We start from the raw sequence: 16,226 nt of genomic DNA, 5'->3' as shown, positions 1-16,226 counted from the left end.
GTCTTTTGGGCTTATGCTTTTATTTTATGAGACAAGAATATCGATCCACCGATCAGTCGAATAAATTGTTCGATTACCAAGGCAGTTTAAAATGACAATCTTGCCAATCTAAAAGCATGTGAATTAATAGTCCGATAGCGATTAGTCGCGTCTTTTTAGGAATGAGCAATAAAACATACCCGCCTATGGCCCAATAGGTATGTAATGGGTGAAAATTGATGCTGCATCTTTGTGGATCATAGATTGGGTCGGCTAACAAATGATCAATGTCAACTAACATAGTGGCACATAAAATTAGCCACACTTTCAACCACCGCTTAGGGAAAGCGATCTTGGCGATCAACCATGGAATAATAAAGTGGAGTGCAATATGAATCATGTTCGTGATAATACCAGCTTTGTTTGATTCGTTAACCGACTAACAAAATTATAAATGAGAAATTTGCCAACTCGAGTGTTTCCAGTACAATAACTGCTGTCTTTAGCCACTATCCCAGTGATGGGCTTTTTACCAATATTATCCGCTCGGCATCTATTTTAAGTTTGAGCGTTGACCCAATAGTGTCTAGTTAAACACCTCGAATAAAGTAATATGCAGCCGATAACGCTTCCGTACCTCTCGAACTCAAAAAAACTCGACGCTCTCAGTCAAATGATGGCAGAACCCTGGGCGGTAATGCTTGATAGCGCTGGTGAAAATTTAACCTACAATCGATATGATATTTTCTCCTTTGCGCCAACAATTAAACTAAGCTTTAAAGCGGGCAACGTCGAGCTCGCTGAGTTGCAACTCGGTGACAACACGCAAGATAAATTCCAATATCAAACCACTCATATCGTCGAAAATCCGATTGAATTGATGCGCGAACTCTTAAAGCGGTACAAAGGCGCATCAAAGCAAAACAAGAGCGCTCCAGATGGTTTCGCCCTGCCCTTTTATGGTGGTTGGATGGGTTATATTAGCTATGATTATGGCCGCTATTTAGAGACCCTACCTGAGCTCACGGAAGATGATATTAATCTACCTGAGCTTCAATTTGGCTTGTATCAATGGGCACTCATTACCGACCACCAAGATAAAACATCAAGGATTTATCATTTTGGATTGGCGCAAGCTCACTGGAGCAAAGTCAGCAATATGCTCAACCAATCAATCATTGCAAACCTCAGCAAGTTCGACAAAAAGGAAAAATCAACAACTACGGCCCATGTAAATACTAAAGACTTTAAGTTACGTGAGCCTTTCATGAGTAATACGACAAAAACGGAGTATCAAAACGCTTTTGCCAAAATACAAAACTACATTCAAGCCGGGGACTGCTATCAAGTTAACTATGCTCAGCGCTTTCAAGCGAAATTTAGTGGTGATATTCAACAAGCTTATCGACATCTGTCATTGCATAACAAGGCGCCGTTTTCCGCTTTTTTAAACTTTGACGATTATCAAATTCTCAGTTTATCCCCGGAACGATTTATTGAAAGTCACCAAAACAACGTCATAACTCAACCAATCAAAGGCACTCGCCCTAGAAGTAATGACCCCTCTATTGACCGGCAACTTGGCGAGGATTTAATTAACAGTGATAAAGATTGCGCTGAAAACTTAATGATTGTCGATTTGTTGCGCAATGATTTAAGTAAAACTGCGGCAAAAGGCAGCGTAAAAGTCAGCGAATTATTCGGTCATTATCGGTTTGAGTCTGTCCACCATTTGATTTCGACCATTGAATCAAAACTAGATAGTCAGTTTGATAATTGCGACTTGCTGGCAACAACCCTTCCCGGAGGCTCCATCACCGGCGCGCCGAAAATACGAGCAATGGAAATTATTGAAGAACTCGAAAAAGTACGCCGTAATATCTATTGCGGCATCATTGGATATATCGATTTTAATGATAATATGGACACCAATATCTGCATTCGAACTCTCGTTGCGAAAGACAATACCCTTTATTGTTGGGCTGGTGGAGGCCTTGTTGCAGACTCAGAGGTAGACACTGAGTACCAAGAAACATTCGATAAGTTAGCCAAGATATTGCCTGTGTTAACCCAAATGAGTAACGCGACCGAAAACTACAATGATTGATTTGCTCCGTGACAGTATTATTCCACTCGATGAGCCCGCCAAACGACGGCCAGACTTACGTTGTGCCGCGGTTTTGATGCCGATCGTCGATGACCCTGTAAGCGGCTGGCAAGTCATTCTAACTAGGAGAGCCGAACACCTTAAACACCATCCGGGTCAAATCAGCTTTCCTGGCGGAGGTTTTGAAGCCAACGACAAAAGCTTAGCCGTGACCGCGGTAAGAGAAACCCATGAGGAAATTGGCATCGGTGACGAACATATCGAACTGATTGGTCGCCTTCCTCAACAAGAAACGATTTCACAGTATTTCGTGACGCCCTTCGTTGGCCTGGTCGATCAAGGTTACCAACTGAGTATTGATCAAAATGAAGTGGCAGAAGTGTTTAAGGTTCCTCTCGCATTTGTCACTGATCAGACCAATCAAATCAAAAAAACTGCTACCTTCAACGGCAAGCCTGTCGATTACTATGTGATTCAGTACGAGCAATACACTATTTGGGGTGCAACAGCGCGGATATTAGTCAACTTGACTCGCAGAATGCAAAATCGATAACGCACAACTGTTAACGCATAATATTTAACGCATAATATTTAACGCATAAACTAACAGAAAATGTCATTTAATTTTACCCAATTAAAGTTAAATGAATCAATCAACAAATATTCATTAATAACATTTAGCGACACTAAACGAGGTACACCTTGGCTGTTTCAGTATTTGATTTATTTACCGTAGGGATTGGTCCCAGCAGTTCTCACACCGTCGGTCCAATGAGGGCAGCAAGACAATTTGTTTTAAAAGCGCTCAACCAAGAAAAGCCAGTGGCGAGAGTTGTATCTGAACTTTACGGCTCGCTCGGCCACACCGGCAAAGGACATGGAAGCGATGTCGCAGTGCTACTAGGGCTGGAAGGAGAAAAGCCTGATGTTATCGATACAGATTCAATACCAAATCGCTTAAACACAATTCGACAAAATGGTGAAATCAATTTAAACCAAAGCAGTAAAATAGCCTATTCTGATAAGACTGATTTAATCTTCCATCGCAAAAAAACACTCCCCGGCCACGCCAACGGTATGAAGTTTACCGCTTACGATAATGACAACCGGGTGCTACTTGAAAAAACTTACTATTCCGTCGGCGGTGGATTTATTATTAGTGGCGACACCGATCCACAACCAATAAAAGATGCTCACTTGAAACTGCCATATGATTTTCAGTCAGGCGCCGAGCTATTACAAATCGCTAAGGAAACCGGCAAAAGTATCAGCAGTATCATGTTCGAAAACGAGAAGGTTTGGCGAAGTGAGCAGGAAATACTCGATGGCCTTGATCATATATGGGCGACCATGGATGCATGTATCGAAAAAGGCATAAAAACGGAGGGAATTTTGCCTGGCGGATACAAAGTTAAACGACGTGCCGTTTCTTTACATCGCAAACTCTCTTCACGCGGAGACAGTTTAGACCCGCTGGCAGCAATGGACTGGGTTAACTTATATGCACTATCAGTTAATGAAGAAAATGCTGCCGGTGGTAGAGTCGTCACTGCACCCACAAATGGTGCTGCCGGTATAATTCCCGCGGTCATTAAATATTATCAACATTTCTATAAACCTCAAGGCACAGAAACAATCAGGCGTTTTCTACTCGCGTCAGCCGCTATAGGCGTATTGTACAAACTGAATGCTTCGATCTCTGGCGCTGAGGTCGGCTGCCAAGGCGAGGTTGGCGTTGCCTGTTCAATGGCTGCCGGTGGCTTAACCGAAGCGCTAGGAGGCTCTGCTAACCAAGTCGAATGTGCCGCAGAAATTGGTATGGAGCATAACTTGGGACTAACCTGCGATCCCGTTGGTGGACTTGTACAGGTCCCCTGTATCGAGCGAAATGCAATGGGCGCAGTCAAGGCGATAAACGCATCTCGATTAGCGATGCAAGGTGATGGCGACCAAAAAGTCTCACTCGATAAAGTTATCAAAACAATGCGCGAAACCGGTGCTGACATGAAAACCAAATACAAAGAAACGGCGCGTGGTGGGCTAGCGGTTAATATTATTGAGTGCTGATTTAATTGCGTACTGGCTCGTTTGAGTCCTGAATTAAATATCGACTGTGATCCGACAGCCATTGACCGTGGGTATTGTTTTTATGCGTGAGAATCATTTATGGACGAGACAAGTTTCTCGGTGAGCGCAGCAGAACTGCTGATAAACTTTACCCACTGTATGTTTTTTGGGCAACTTTACCCAGGCACTTGAGTATTTAATCACTTTTGTTATCGCTATTCAAAAACCGGCAACCGAATTAGAAACCCCTGCCCCTCTTGCCAAGAAAGTTCACCATTCATTTGTTTGATAAAACCTGACGAGACAGCGATGCCAACATCTTTTGTGCCGAGTAGATGCCGACTCGAGTAAAATGGTTCAAAGAGTCGTTTTTGCTGTTGAGCGGTGAAGCTGAGATCTGTGACGCCGATTCGAAGGTTAACTTCGGTTTCTTCTGAATTAATATTCGCTCGCAAAACAATTGAAGATGTTGGCGATAGTTGACGAATAAAGTCGACTATCATTGAAATGCTACGTATAAACCACTCAGGATCAGTGTGTACTAAATGCATATCTATTTGCGGGTCCACCCGCTTTTCAAGGACTACCGTATTGACGACGCGTTCAATGATCTCTCTGACTTCAATGTCATTAAAATGAACTTGCAATCGACTAATTGAAGCGAGCAGTTGGCTCCCAAAATCTACCGCCTCTTTTGAAGATGCTAACGATAAGTCTAATTTGTCGATTACAGACTGATCATCACAATCGAGCTTGATCAGTTCATTGAATCCCATCGCACCTGAAAGGTAATTATTATATGAATGAACAATTAGACCAAGAATATCATCGGTTAAATCTTGGTTAGCCATATCAAAGCGCCCTAGTTTGTGATTCTTATCATTATTAGTGGTTGATAAATCTCGATTAGTATTAGCCTACATTAAGCAATAAAAAAGCGGGAGTTGCAACTCCCGCTTTAGAGTGAAAATTAGCGTTTGGGTTTTATTTGATAACAACAACATCAGCTTGGATGGTGTGCAATACATCTTCTGCAGTATTTCCTAAGAGACGACCGCGCAAGCTTGTGCGAGTCTTATTACCCAACACAACGACATCCGCTTTTATTTTCTCACTAATCCGACAAATTTCTTTTGCCGGACGTCCTGACAGAAGATGAAGCTTATCTCGATTAAGGCCTGCTTCGTCAACTAGTTTACGAATCACCGGATCCAAGTTCGCGCGCATCTTGCTTTCATAGGCTGCGGGATCAATCAAATCTAAATCAGCCAATGCTTTAGGTATTGCGATAGAGTAGCAAGCATGCATTTCGCTATTGGTCGCTTTGGCGAGCTTTATTGCCTGTCTCAAGATATCTTCGTTGAGCGTCAACGAGCGCTGACTATCAGAACCTAAATCGAGCGCAGCCAAAATAACACCGCCCTCTCGCCAAGGTTGATTGCCAACAATCATCACCGGCTCAGGACAATGACGCATCAATTGCCAATCAGACGGTGTGTACATGAATGTTTCAGAGCGATGACCTGACTTATAAACCATATCGAAAGAACGTTGGTCACATCGTGCAATCACCCAGCGCTCAAATGATTTTTCCCACACTACATCGGTATGAATTTTGACATCACCCGCATCTATAGTGCTCAAAAAATCCTCAATTTCTTTTTGTTTGTTATCGATATAGCTATGATGGACTTTACGCTTTTCTTCATGCGTCAGTATATCTGAGCTATCCACACCAGGTGCATGAACAAAACCGACAAATTCAATCGCTGCGCCGGTATTCTTTGCAACTTCTAAAGCATGATGAAACGCCGGTTGCTGAGTTCCATCTCGATCAGCAATGACTAATAGTTCTCTCATGTATCTCTCCAAGAGTATTTTATGAAAACTTAAACTGGCACGAATTTTATCAGTTATTCATTGGCTAAACCATTACCGATTAAAGACAAGCATTCCTAAAATAGTGAACCCGCTCACTAATCAATAAATCAATCAGACTTCCTAGTATTCAGCTAACCGCTCTAACAATAATTAGGCGTTAAAAATTGATTTAGGTTATACTTTTTCAATCCAATTTTTAAATCACGACAACACCGTTGTCTCAACGTTCTGCATTATTTTGAGGTTGTATGTCTTCACAGACTCAGTCAAAAACATTACTACTCGTTAATACTAATCAAGAACGGTTAGCGACGATTAGTCGACTCTTAGCAGAAAATACAAAGTTCGAAGTTGTTACCGCTAACTCAGCAGCTGATGCCATCAAAATTATGCGAGTTAGCGTTATTCATTTTGTTGTCAGCAATATAAAAATGGGAAGTTTCGATGGTTGGCGCTTAGCCCGCTTGGTTAGATCGGGCGTATTCAAGTGTTCAGCTGATACGCCATTTGTTATTGTTGCGAATACTTGGTGTGAGCATATCGCCAACACTACCGCTCGAGAGTTTGGTGTTAACCGCCTACTCTCATTCGAAGAACATACAAAACTGCTTCAAATCATCAATGAGGATCAGCTAGAGCCAATTGAAGATCGCGAAAAGCTTCAACTACTTGCAATAGAAGACAATCCCGAAACCAGTAACCTTGTTAGTCGTATATTAAGTTCTCGATTTGAAATTCACCACGCAAAAGATGGCGAAGAAGGGTTAAAGATATGGCGAGATCTCAAGCCAGCACTTGTTTTGCTCGATGTGATGCTACCCGGTTTATCGGGAAAAGATGTGCTGCGCCAAATCATGGCCGAGTGCCCTTCTCAGTCAGTCGTAATCATGACAGCTAACCACACTATGGAACTCGCAGAAGAACTCATGCTTGGCGGCGCAGCTGATTTTGTCACCAAACCCTTTCGAGCAGAACAGTTACGACGCGCTTGCGAAACAGCCGCTCGACGCGAAGACTATCTTATTTCAAACCAACAATTCGCAGCAAAAGTTGACTCTTTAAATAAGAGCAGGCAAAACTACCAGCAAATTTTCGAAGCTCACCAACAACTACTCGATCAGCTCGGCAGCGTTGTTATTGAGCTTGACGCGGATGGCAACATAACTTTTTTAAATCAAGCTTGGACTCGACTAACTGGATTTTCGATCGAGCATTGCCTTAACCAGCCACTATCTAATTACATCGAATCACATTCCCCGTCCGACCGCCATTTTTCCCAGCAAATCTCTGATTTACTTAGCGCCAGTGGTCGCAATAGTTTTGAGTTTCAACTAAAAAATAACCGCTCGAAAACCCTTTGGGTCGAAGCAAAGATTAAAGACTGCCAATCAGAGAATGACACGCATAAGTCCTTCTCAGGTACGATAGATGACATTACCGATCGCAAAAAAGCCCAGCAAGATCTCGAATACTTAGCCATGCATGACAGTCTGACCGGTTTGTTTAACCGCCATTACTTTGAAGCAGAATTAAATCAATTCGCAGCGACCGCATCGAGAGGAAATGGCCCGCATTGTTTACTGTATGCCGACCTTGATCATTTTAAAGTCATTAACGATACGCTGGGTCATCAACAAGGCGATGCAGTTTTACGCGATATTTCCGTGCTCGTCAAAGAGCGTTTGCGCGACTCCGATATATTCTCCCGGATTGGCGGTGACGAGTTTGCTATTCTTCTACCGAACACAAAATCTCAAGAAGCAATTATTATCGCTGAAGCGCTATGTAAACTTTTGGATAACTATCAGTTCAAATTAAAAGATAAATTCTTTCGGTTAAATTGTTCCATCGGGATAGCCGAGATCGATGGCGATGAACAAAATTCAGAAGAATATATGAAACAAGCCGACATCGCTCTTTACGCCGCCAAAAAGCAAGGCCGTAATATGGCCCATTTGTATACCGCAGATGATGCTCAAAGTATTGAATTAAAAACGAGTATGGAATGGACCCAAAAAATTCATCAAGCCGTAGCGAATGACAACTTAGCGCTATACCTTCAGCCTGTCGTTAATATACAGTCTCGTCAGACGGCCTACTATGAAGCGTTAGTCAGATTAAAAATCGACGGACAAATTATCCTTCCGGGCGAATTTATTCCAGCACTAGAACGCGAAGGCTACATGAGCTTCCTCGATATGCAAGTGATTAAGAATGCCATCAAATACTTAAAGACTTATCCGGAACTCCCAAAACTGTCCGTTAATTTGTCCGCACAAGGTTTCAGCGACGAACGTCTTGTTCCTGCGATTAAGGAGCAAATCGAAACCTATCAAGTAGAACCAAGCCGGATTATTTTTGAATTAACCGAAAGTGCCAGTTTGTCCAATATTGCAGCGACTAAAAAAATTGTTTCGAATATCGCTGAATTAGGCTGCGATTTCTCTATCGACGACTTTGGAACAGGCTTCAGCACATTCAGCTATCTCAAACAGCTCCCCGCACAATCAGTAAAAATTGACGGCTCTTTTGTCATTGACCTAGTATCAAATCCTGTCGACAACGCACTGGTTAAGGCTATTTACGAAGTCGCCACCGCTCTTGATAAAGAAACGGTTGCAGAATTTGTCGAAAATGAAGCAACCCTCAATATCTTAGAGTCTATCGGTGTAACCTACGCTCAAGGCTACCATTTGGGAAAACCCGCCCCCATTGATGATTACTTTTCAAACTAAAAAATGTAAGTAATATTACCTTTTTAATTGAGATTTATCTCAAAACTCTATACCCTCTGTTTATTTTTTACTCAATCAGTGCAACTGAGATTTATAGTCTATACTGTTTTGAGCTTGAGATTACCAGTGAGTTTAACTAAGAGGTATGGTATGAAATTAGCGCATCTAGCCAACGACGCGAAACAAGAACGACAAGAACCCGAACGCGAACAAGCCCCATTAACAGTTTACACTCAATCAACAAAAGACAATGCCGACTTAATAATCGAATACTTGAAAGCTTTAGGTATTGAATATGTCTTCGGCGTTCCAGGTGGTGCAATTGAACCGCTATTTAATGCGCTTGCTCGAAATGAACAAAGCGGCGGCCCAAAACTGGTGGTTGCCCGTCATGAATGTGGCGCTGCATTCATGGCCGAAGGCTACGCAAGAGAAACCGGAAAATTAGGCGTTGTCTGTGCAACAACGGGGCCCGGCGCAACCAACTTGTTAACTGGCGTTGCATCGGCTTACGCCGACAGCGTGCCGATGTTAGTCATAACTGCACAAACGCCGCTGCCGAAATTTGGTCGCAATGCGTTACAAGAGTCTTCTTGCACAGCAATAGATACTGTCGCGATTTTTCGGCAGTGCACTCGCTACAATACGCTCGTGTCGCATTCAGAACAACTTGATACTAAGTTAGTTGGCGCAATCATGACCGCCAACCGAACGCCGGCAGGCCCTGCTCACATTAGCATTCCGTCAGATATTTTAAGACAACCCGCCGTGGTTAAAGAAAAAGTCAAAGTCGAACGACTGAATCAAGTAATGACACTGACCGATAACAGTGCGGTTGAACAGCTCACTGATATGCTTTCCAATTCATGGCGTGTAGCTTTATTCATTGGCAAGGGCTGCGGCGCGGCGAGCGAGCAAATTATCGAGTTTGCAGAACTGACTCGCGCCCCAATCATGACTGGACCTGCTGGCAAACGTTGGGTAAATGGATTCCACCCTCTCTACCGCGGAGTTTATGGCTTTGCTGGTCATGAAAGCGCGCAAGAAACGATGAATGATGAAACAATCGATTTAATTTTAGCCGTGGGTACACCAATGACTGAATTAGGTACCGGCGGATGGCACGCTTCTTTGCTCAGTGACAGGCTGGTGCATATCGATTCGACACTTGAACATTTTTCACGTTCCCCAATGGCAAGACTCCACGTCTGCGGTGATATAAAATCCATTTTCGAACAGCTAAACAAAAATATACGCTTAGGTATGAAATGGGGCCGAAGTTGGGCGGCGGTCGATCCCGTAAAACAAAATTATTTAGAGCACGCGAAACCCAGTAAAAATCATGGTTATCAAATCCGACTCCAAGAGCCGGAAAAATGTTTATCGCTCGAAGTCCCTTTAAAGCCGCAACGAGTCGCCACCGAGTTTGCCCGCCGAATTCCTTCCGCTTTTAGGATACATTTAGATGCCGGAAACGCATGGGCATGGTTCACTCACTATTTTCACCGGGCAAGCTCTAGAGGTTATTACCACATTGCAATGGGTTTTGGTTCGATGGGTTGGGCCGTGGGAGCGGCTATCGGCAATACTTTAGCCAGTAAGAAACCTTCGGTGTGTATTACTGGCGACGGCAGCTATTTAATGGCTGGACAAGAAATTACCGTCGCATTGCAACACCAGCTGCCTGTCATTTATGTCGTCTTAAATGATAGTGAGTTAGGCATGGTAAAGCACGGCCAAAAGCTTGGCTCAGCGGAAGAAATCGGATTTGAATTGCCACAAATTGACTACGCTAAAATGGCAGAAGCTATGGGGATTGAAGGGATCACTGTCCGTACCCCGCAAGAATTGGATGAAATCGATTGGATAAGACTTGGCAATAAATCAGCGCCAACCATGATCAATTTAATTATCGACCCCAATGAAACGCCACCGATGGGTCAACGTGTCAAAGGCCTCGCCAACGAAGGCTCAGCAACACCGGGTGGCTAACAATGAGTAACAAACACACCATCGAATCAGCGATTTGGTACGAAGAGTCATCACATAATGAGTTTCAACCTGACGCTTGCTTTTGTCATGGGTACGATGTCGCCAACGAGTTAATCCCCAACGCCTCTTGGTTTGACTATTTGTATTTGCTCATATCCGGTAATCGCCCTAGTGAAAGCCAGTCGCGATTGTTGGAAAAGCTCGCGGTTTTACTGGCTAATCCAGGAATACGAGACTTAAGCGTTCAAGCCGCGATGAACGCCGGTGTAGGAAATGCTCCAGAAGCATCGGTATTAGTCGCTGCACTTGCCGGTGGATCTGGACAATACCTTGGCGCAAAAGAAATAGCCTACTGCATGAGCTATTTCGACAAATTAGAATTGAAACCATTTTGCGAGCGCGTCGAAAATTCCAGCAAAGACTCGGATATTTGGCCTGATTTAGACCACCTACCGGGGTTTGACGAATATTCAACTCAGCCATCTAAATTTGTTAGTCAATGTCTCGTGAGACTCGCGGCTTATTCAGACGGTTCTTGTTTAAAATGGCTGGTGCAAAACCGTCTACAAATCGAACAGTATTTTGGTCAACCAATTGCTCTATCTACCGTAATTGCAGCCGTATTTCGAGACTTGGCTCTCTCTGGAGAACAAGCTCAATATCTTTTTCTTATTTTACGTTTGCCCGGTGCCGCGGCTCACGCAATGGAACAAAAAAATCTCGGCTGGCAAAAGTTTCCGTTTTTCGCTGATACGGTTAAATACGAAGGTGAGTCTGAACCACTCGAGTTGCCTGATGTTGACGCTTTGATTGAAGGGTACGTTAATGACTGAACAACAATTATCCGCTTATCGACAGTCTTACCCGACGCATGCCGGTATCGCTGAATTAAGTCGTGGTTCAATTTTTCGTGGTAAAAACCTACACGAGTTTATCAAAAACAAAACTTGGTTTGAGCTCAATTTATTTGGCATTACTGGACGACAGTTTTCAAGTAATGAAATTAAAGTACTCAACTACATTTGGTCGAGTACCAGTTATGCCGACATCCGAATCTGGCCAAATAGAGTTGCAGCTATCGCTGCCGCAGCACGAACAACGCCAATTTTAGCGATGGTTGGGGGGATTAGTACCTGCGACGCAGAGCTATTTGTTGCGAGACCACTCGTTACTTGTTTAAAAATGCTAAAAGCTATCGGCGACAAGGTAGACAACGGGGCAGATTACCAAGATTTAATCGACGAAAAGCTTAACAAAAAACAGACTATCTATGGTTATGGAAGACCAATTACATCCATTGATGAAAGAGTCCCCCATTTCGTGAATTTTCTGAATGAACAGCAACACCCCGTCGGTGCAAATTTCAAGCTTGCATTTAAAATCGAAGCCTATCTCAAGCAAAAGAAAAATATCAGAATGAACATCGCAGCCTTGTATTCTGCTGTATGTTTAGATCTTGGATTTAATGAAGTTGAAATGAATTTATTTGTCACGACTCTCGTCTATGCCGGAATGCCGCCGTGCTATTTAGATACACTTCAAAAACCACCAGGCGCCTTTTTGCCCACAAAATGCAGCGATATTGGGTATACAGGCCCGAGCAAAAGAGCCTGGAATAAGCAAAGTTGACAGGCTAAAAGCTAACCCTCAAAAAGCTAACGTTCAAAAATTTCCCCCTTTAAAAGTTAACCCGCTAAAAGGTAGTACTCATCGACAAATAGGCACTACTCCCCGCTTGTGGCAAATCGCCCGGGAGATTAATTTGTCCGAAAGTAGTGGTATTCGAGCTAGGCTCTCGCACATCGTCATCCAAAACATTTTTAAGCGCTAACTTAAGCGAAGTTTTTCCATCGGCAAATCGATAAGTAGCAGCTATATTTAGTGTGGTATAACCGTCCAACTTTTCTCGAGTATCTCCAGGTACTCGCTCGCGCTCGCCGATGACCGAAAGCTGGCTCGACATTACCCAAGCGTCATTGATCGGCCAATCACCTTGAACATAAAATTGAATGGATGGATACTCTCCCACATCGTCATTCACTAAATCGTCTTTAGCGTCAACAAAGGCTGAATTCGCGGTAAGTTTAAATCCATTTTCAAACTTATAAGCCAGTGACGCTTCAAACCCGGTTCCGCTTCTTTCACCCAAATTTTGAGCTGTCGCCGTAATACCATTTAAGTCGGGCACGAAAGTTATAAAATCGCTGATTTCATAGACAAAGAAGTTGAAGTCAAAGTCAGCTTGTTCAGAAAAGTTATAATTAAATGCGAGTTCAAGCGTTTCAATCGTTTCTGGCTCAAGTTCTGGATTACCCAGAGAGATCGGGTTGTTAACGACTGTCGTTTCTGCGAATGCAGGAGCTCTGAATGCCTTTCCATAAAGCAGTTTTGAAGTAAGCTTTAAACTCGTCGACCAAACTAAAGCGAGTCTGGGGTTAAATGTGGAGCCAAAATCGGAATAGTCATCATAGCGCGCCCCCGCGGTTAATTCCCAGCCCGGCGACAGTAAGCTGATAAGCTGTATATAAGCATAACGATTTTCACGATAGGCTTCTGGGATAAATATTTCGGGTGTATCAGACACGTCTTCAATTCCACCAGGACGGGGTGATAAGTCTGGATTAAAGTTTTTTTGTTCAGTGACTTCAAATAAATTTTGACGAGAGTAGCCAGTGCCAAACATTAATTCGCTAGATTCGAAACCATCGTATCGAACACTGAGTTCGACTTGCGTTGTCTCCTCTTCCCATTGTGGGTTACCGATAAAGCCGTCTGGAAACGCACCTAAAAAAGCACCAGGTGGAAAGAGCAATAAATTCGCTTCAATCTCCTGTGTCGATACATAGGAACTTGCGTGTGCCTTAAAGTAAAGATCATCGGCTATGTTTATTTCATTAAGCGACACTTTTACCGTTCTTTTTTCACTGCCAAGTTTTCCACGAGGGTCGAGTACTTCAGTCGCTCCTTGACCGGTACCAACATTGCTTCGATGTTGCAGACCGAAACCCAACGATACTAGGTCGTTTGACAGCGAAACCCATAGATCGGTGCTTTCAAAACCCGTTGAAAAATAACCGGGAGCTAGAGATGCTGGTGGCACATTAAATCCAGCCGCAACCGAGTCTACAATGGTCTGAGCATCCGCTTCAACGAAGCCATCGTAGCCTTCACTTTCTAAATACTCAAAGTTAGTGACTAAACGCCAATCGCTAATTTTTGCTCCCCAGTTCGCCCATAGATTATAGGTATCAAAGCTCCCGAGCATACCGCCTATTTCGTTATTAAATTGGTCCAGATCGCGTTTGGTAATTACGTTTATTACGCCGGAGAAAGCATCAGCCCCGTATAGCGCCGACCCTGGACCGCGTATTACTTCGATCCGCTCAATTGCATGAACGGGAAACTCTCCCCAAACCGTATGATTATCGCCCCTGACAACACTTTTTTGAGAAACACCATCAATCATCAAAAGCGCTTGAGGGTTGAACGTTGAAGTAATCCCGCGAAACCAAAACTCGGGAGTAAGTTGCTGCCCGCTCCTCGAAACATGAACACCCGGTATAGTCTCAAGCACTTCTCCCAAATTTCTTGCGCCGATTGCCCGAATATCCGAAGCGGTGATTACTGATGCGACTGCTGGTGCTTTTTTAATCGACTTTTTAGTGCCGGTCGCGATACTAACAAAGTCCTCGTCACCATAAAAATCCTCTAAATTTTCTTCGATATCAGTATCTTCACTATCTGCTGCGATAGTTGTAACGCTAGATAGTAGAAAAACCAAAAAGCTTGTCTGACACAGAGCTCTCACAGAAAACATTCAAATCACCATGCGCGAATTAATTGAAATAATTAATAATACTAATTTATAACTCTAGTAAACCTTGCCGGCTTTGCAAGCAGACTTCAATTTACCTCTTTAACATCGAGTGGAATGGAGACTTCAAACTTAGATCCCACACCAACCTGGCTGACGACGTTCACTTCGCCGCCCATCAGTTCACAAAAGCTTTTAGTTATCGCCATACCTAGCCCGGTTCCTTCATATTTTCGAGTTTGGCTGCCATCCACTTGAGTAAACGGCTCAAATATGTAGGCCAACTGTGATTGTGGAATACCAACTCCCGTATCGGAAACCGAAAACTCAAACCGTTTACCGTCACTTCTTAAACTAAAAACTATCTCTCCATTTTTAGTAAACTTGCTCGCATTACTTAATAAATTAAGAAAGATTTGCTTTATCTTTAAACCATCTACAAATAATCTATCCGCGAGTTGATCCTTCTCAACAATAATAGTGTTTTTGTTGCCTTTAGCCATCGGTAAGATAGTTTCCATTGTTTCATCGACAAGTCGATACATATCGACTTCTTGAACATAAAGATCCATCTTGCCCGATTCAATTTTAGACATATCCAAAATATTGTTAATTAACTCCAACAAGCTCGCAGCACTGCGCATCGATTTTGACAAGTCACTTGCTAAATCATCCATACACTCGAGTTCAAGCTCTTCTCTGACTAGGTCCGTATAGCCAATAATCGATTGAATGGGCGTTCTTAACTCATGGGACATGTTGGCCAAAAATTCAGATTTAAGACGGTTCGCGGTCAACGCCGTATCCCGAGCAATTTTAAGTTCTTGGGTGCGTACTTCAACCTCCGACTCTAAGGTATTTTGATAACTTTTTAGCTCAAGGTTCTGAGCCTTAAGCTTGAGCATTAACTCATTGTAGACTTGAGCCATTCTCTTTACTTCAAGGGCACCAAAAACTTTCGCTTGATTATGCATACCAGAATCCCGTGCAGATTTCATCGTTTCCGATAACAGCGTTAAAGGCTTGGTGAGCCGATTGATAATAAACCGCATTAGAAAAGCCGAGAGCAAGCCTGCGATGCCGCCAATTAAAATATTATTCACAAAAATCGATTGTTGAATCTGCGCCAATTCATTTTTATTATATTCAACGAGAACAAAACCAAGAAATTGTCGCTCTAGCTGCTCCTGATCCGGCTCTACCGTATCTGAATCAAACTCATCATCAATAAAATAGACTGGCGCGCTAAAAAACCAATAAGACTCACTTTCAATTGCAAGTTGCACAGAGGTTGGCGCGACCAGACTTTGAACTATCGATTGAATTCGCCCCATCTGAGCAGAGGTTGCAAGCAAGCCGCCGCTTTCAGTAACAAAAGTCACACTGTCCACCGAATTGAACGCAAGTGCATTGAGTGTAGCCTCTTCCGCATTCGCTTCACTTCCCGTCAAAAGCGCGAGCACAGCTTGATCAGCAAGGTTTTCAGTCAACTGTTTCGCCAGTGCAATAGTTGATGATTTAATTTGTTCACTGGTTTGCCAAGCGGTAACTATCGATGCGGAGACGGTCACAAATACCACACTCACCACGAAGTAACTAATAAGTTGGCTTCGCAAAGTTGCTGACTGTCTGGAATTAAACCTCACCTTAT

The 16,226-nt window shown here is 43.2% G+C and carries 12 protein-coding genes; 7 read left to right on the top strand and 5 right to left on the bottom strand.

Annotated elements, in window-relative coordinates; all coding sequences use genetic code 11:
- Positions 1-73: 73 nt before the first annotated feature.
- Positions 74-379 carry a DUF6122 family protein gene (locus FLL45_RS03685; protein ID WP_210247100.1) on the bottom strand — a complete coding sequence of 102 codons (306 nt, stop codon included), beginning with the start codon at positions 377-379 and terminating at the stop codon, positions 74-76.
- Positions 380-592: 213 nt separating this feature from the next.
- Here FLL45_RS03685 and pabB point away from each other — a divergent pair, with 213 nt between their 5' ends.
- The 3 genes from pabB to FLL45_RS03670 all read left to right on the top strand — a co-directional run bounded on the left by pabB (position 593) and on the right by FLL45_RS03670 (position 4,153).
- Positions 593-2,086, top strand: coding sequence for an aminodeoxychorismate synthase component I (gene pabB / locus FLL45_RS03680; RefSeq protein WP_142888425.1), 1,494 nt, complete (start codon positions 593-595; stop codon positions 2,084-2,086).
- Positions 2,079-2,639, top strand: a complete 561-nt coding sequence (locus FLL45_RS03675; protein WP_142888424.1) for a CoA pyrophosphatase — start codon at positions 2,079-2,081, stop codon at positions 2,637-2,639. Before pabB ends, FLL45_RS03675 begins: the two co-directional genes overlap by 8 nt.
- Positions 2,640-2,788: 149 nt before the next feature.
- Positions 2,789-4,153 carry an L-serine ammonia-lyase gene (locus tag FLL45_RS03670; RefSeq protein ID WP_142888423.1) on the top strand — a complete coding sequence of 455 codons (1,365 nt, stop codon included), beginning with the start codon at positions 2,789-2,791 and terminating at the stop codon, positions 4,151-4,153.
- 215 nt (positions 4,154-4,368) lie between these two features.
- Here FLL45_RS03670 and FLL45_RS03665 read toward each other — a convergent pair whose 3' ends face one another.
- Together FLL45_RS03665 and FLL45_RS03660 are read right to left on the bottom strand one after the other, a co-directional pair.
- Positions 4,369-5,004: a histidine kinase gene (locus FLL45_RS03665; RefSeq protein WP_142888422.1), complete on the bottom strand. Its 636-nt coding sequence runs from the start codon at positions 5,002-5,004 to the stop codon at positions 4,369-4,371.
- Positions 5,005-5,137: 133 nt separating this feature from the next.
- Positions 5,138-6,013: a universal stress protein gene (locus FLL45_RS03660; RefSeq protein WP_142888421.1), complete on the bottom strand. Its 876-nt coding sequence runs from the start codon at positions 6,011-6,013 to the stop codon at positions 5,138-5,140.
- Between the two features lie 269 nt (positions 6,014-6,282).
- Here FLL45_RS03660 and FLL45_RS03655 point away from each other — a divergent pair, with 269 nt between their 5' ends.
- From FLL45_RS03655 to FLL45_RS03640, 4 genes are all read left to right on the top strand, one after another.
- A complete protein-coding gene (locus FLL45_RS03655; protein WP_142888420.1) occupies positions 6,283-8,769 on the top strand; it encodes a GGDEF domain-containing response regulator in 2,487 nt (828 codons plus the stop codon).
- Positions 8,770-8,919: 150 nt separating this feature from the next.
- Positions 8,920-10,761: a thiamine pyrophosphate-binding protein gene (locus FLL45_RS03650; protein WP_142888419.1), complete on the top strand. Its 1,842-nt coding sequence runs from the start codon at positions 8,920-8,922 to the stop codon at positions 10,759-10,761.
- A gap of 2 nt (positions 10,762-10,763) precedes the next feature.
- Positions 10,764-11,594: a citrate synthase family protein gene (locus FLL45_RS03645; protein ID WP_142888418.1), complete on the top strand. Its 831-nt coding sequence runs from the start codon at positions 10,764-10,766 to the stop codon at positions 11,592-11,594.
- A complete protein-coding gene (locus tag FLL45_RS03640) occupies positions 11,587-12,390 on the top strand; it encodes a citrate synthase family protein (protein WP_142888417.1) in 804 nt (267 codons plus the stop codon). Before FLL45_RS03645 ends, FLL45_RS03640 begins: the two co-directional genes overlap by 8 nt.
- A gap of 64 nt (positions 12,391-12,454) precedes the next feature.
- Here the strand turns inward: FLL45_RS03640 and FLL45_RS03635 are convergent, their stop codons facing one another.
- Both FLL45_RS03635 and FLL45_RS03630 read right to left on the bottom strand, forming a co-directional pair.
- On the bottom strand, positions 12,455-14,578 hold the full coding sequence (locus FLL45_RS03635) for a TonB-dependent receptor plug domain-containing protein (protein WP_142888416.1): 2,124 nt from the start codon (positions 14,576-14,578) through the stop codon (positions 12,455-12,457).
- Positions 14,579-14,664: 86 nt separating this feature from the next.
- On the bottom strand, positions 14,665-16,221 hold the full coding sequence (locus tag FLL45_RS03630) for a sensor histidine kinase (RefSeq protein ID WP_142888415.1): 1,557 nt from the start codon (positions 16,219-16,221) through the stop codon (positions 14,665-14,667).
- Positions 16,222-16,226 lie beyond the last annotated feature (5 nt).

Origin of the sequence: Aliikangiella marina, assembly GCF_007004765.1 — a bacterium.
Lineage (GTDB): Bacteria > Pseudomonadota > Gammaproteobacteria > Enterobacterales > Kangiellaceae > Aliikangiella > Aliikangiella marina.
The sequence above is the reverse complement of the archived record's forward strand: the minus strand, read 5'-3'. Positions and strand labels throughout refer to the sequence as shown.

Coding starts and splice junctions, on each gene's coding strand:
- pabB (WP_142888425.1), top strand. CDS start 593: ATGCAGCCGATAACGCTTCCGTACCTCTCGAACTCAAAAAAACTCGAC.
- FLL45_RS03655 (WP_142888420.1), top strand. CDS start 6,283: ATGTCTTCACAGACTCAGTCAAAAACATTACTACTCGTTAATACTAAT.
- FLL45_RS03675 (WP_142888424.1), top strand. CDS start 2,079: ATGATTGATTTGCTCCGTGACAGTATTATTCCACTCGATGAGCCCGCC.
- FLL45_RS03660 (WP_142888421.1), bottom strand. CDS start 6,013: ATGAGAGAACTATTAGTCATTGCTGATCGAGATGGAACTCAGCAACCG.
- FLL45_RS03640 (WP_142888417.1), top strand. CDS start 11,587: ATGACTGAACAACAATTATCCGCTTATCGACAGTCTTACCCGACGCAT.
- FLL45_RS03665 (WP_142888422.1), bottom strand. CDS start 5,004: ATGGCTAACCAAGATTTAACCGATGATATTCTTGGTCTAATTGTTCAT.
- FLL45_RS03650 (WP_142888419.1), top strand. CDS start 8,920: ATGAAATTAGCGCATCTAGCCAACGACGCGAAACAAGAACGACAAGAA.
- FLL45_RS03645 (WP_142888418.1), top strand. CDS start 10,764: ATGAGTAACAAACACACCATCGAATCAGCGATTTGGTACGAAGAGTCA.
- FLL45_RS03685 (WP_210247100.1), bottom strand. CDS start 379: ATGATTCATATTGCACTCCACTTTATTATTCCATGGTTGATCGCCAAG.
- FLL45_RS03635 (WP_142888416.1), bottom strand. CDS start 14,578: ATGTTTTCTGTGAGAGCTCTGTGTCAGACAAGCTTTTTGGTTTTTCTA.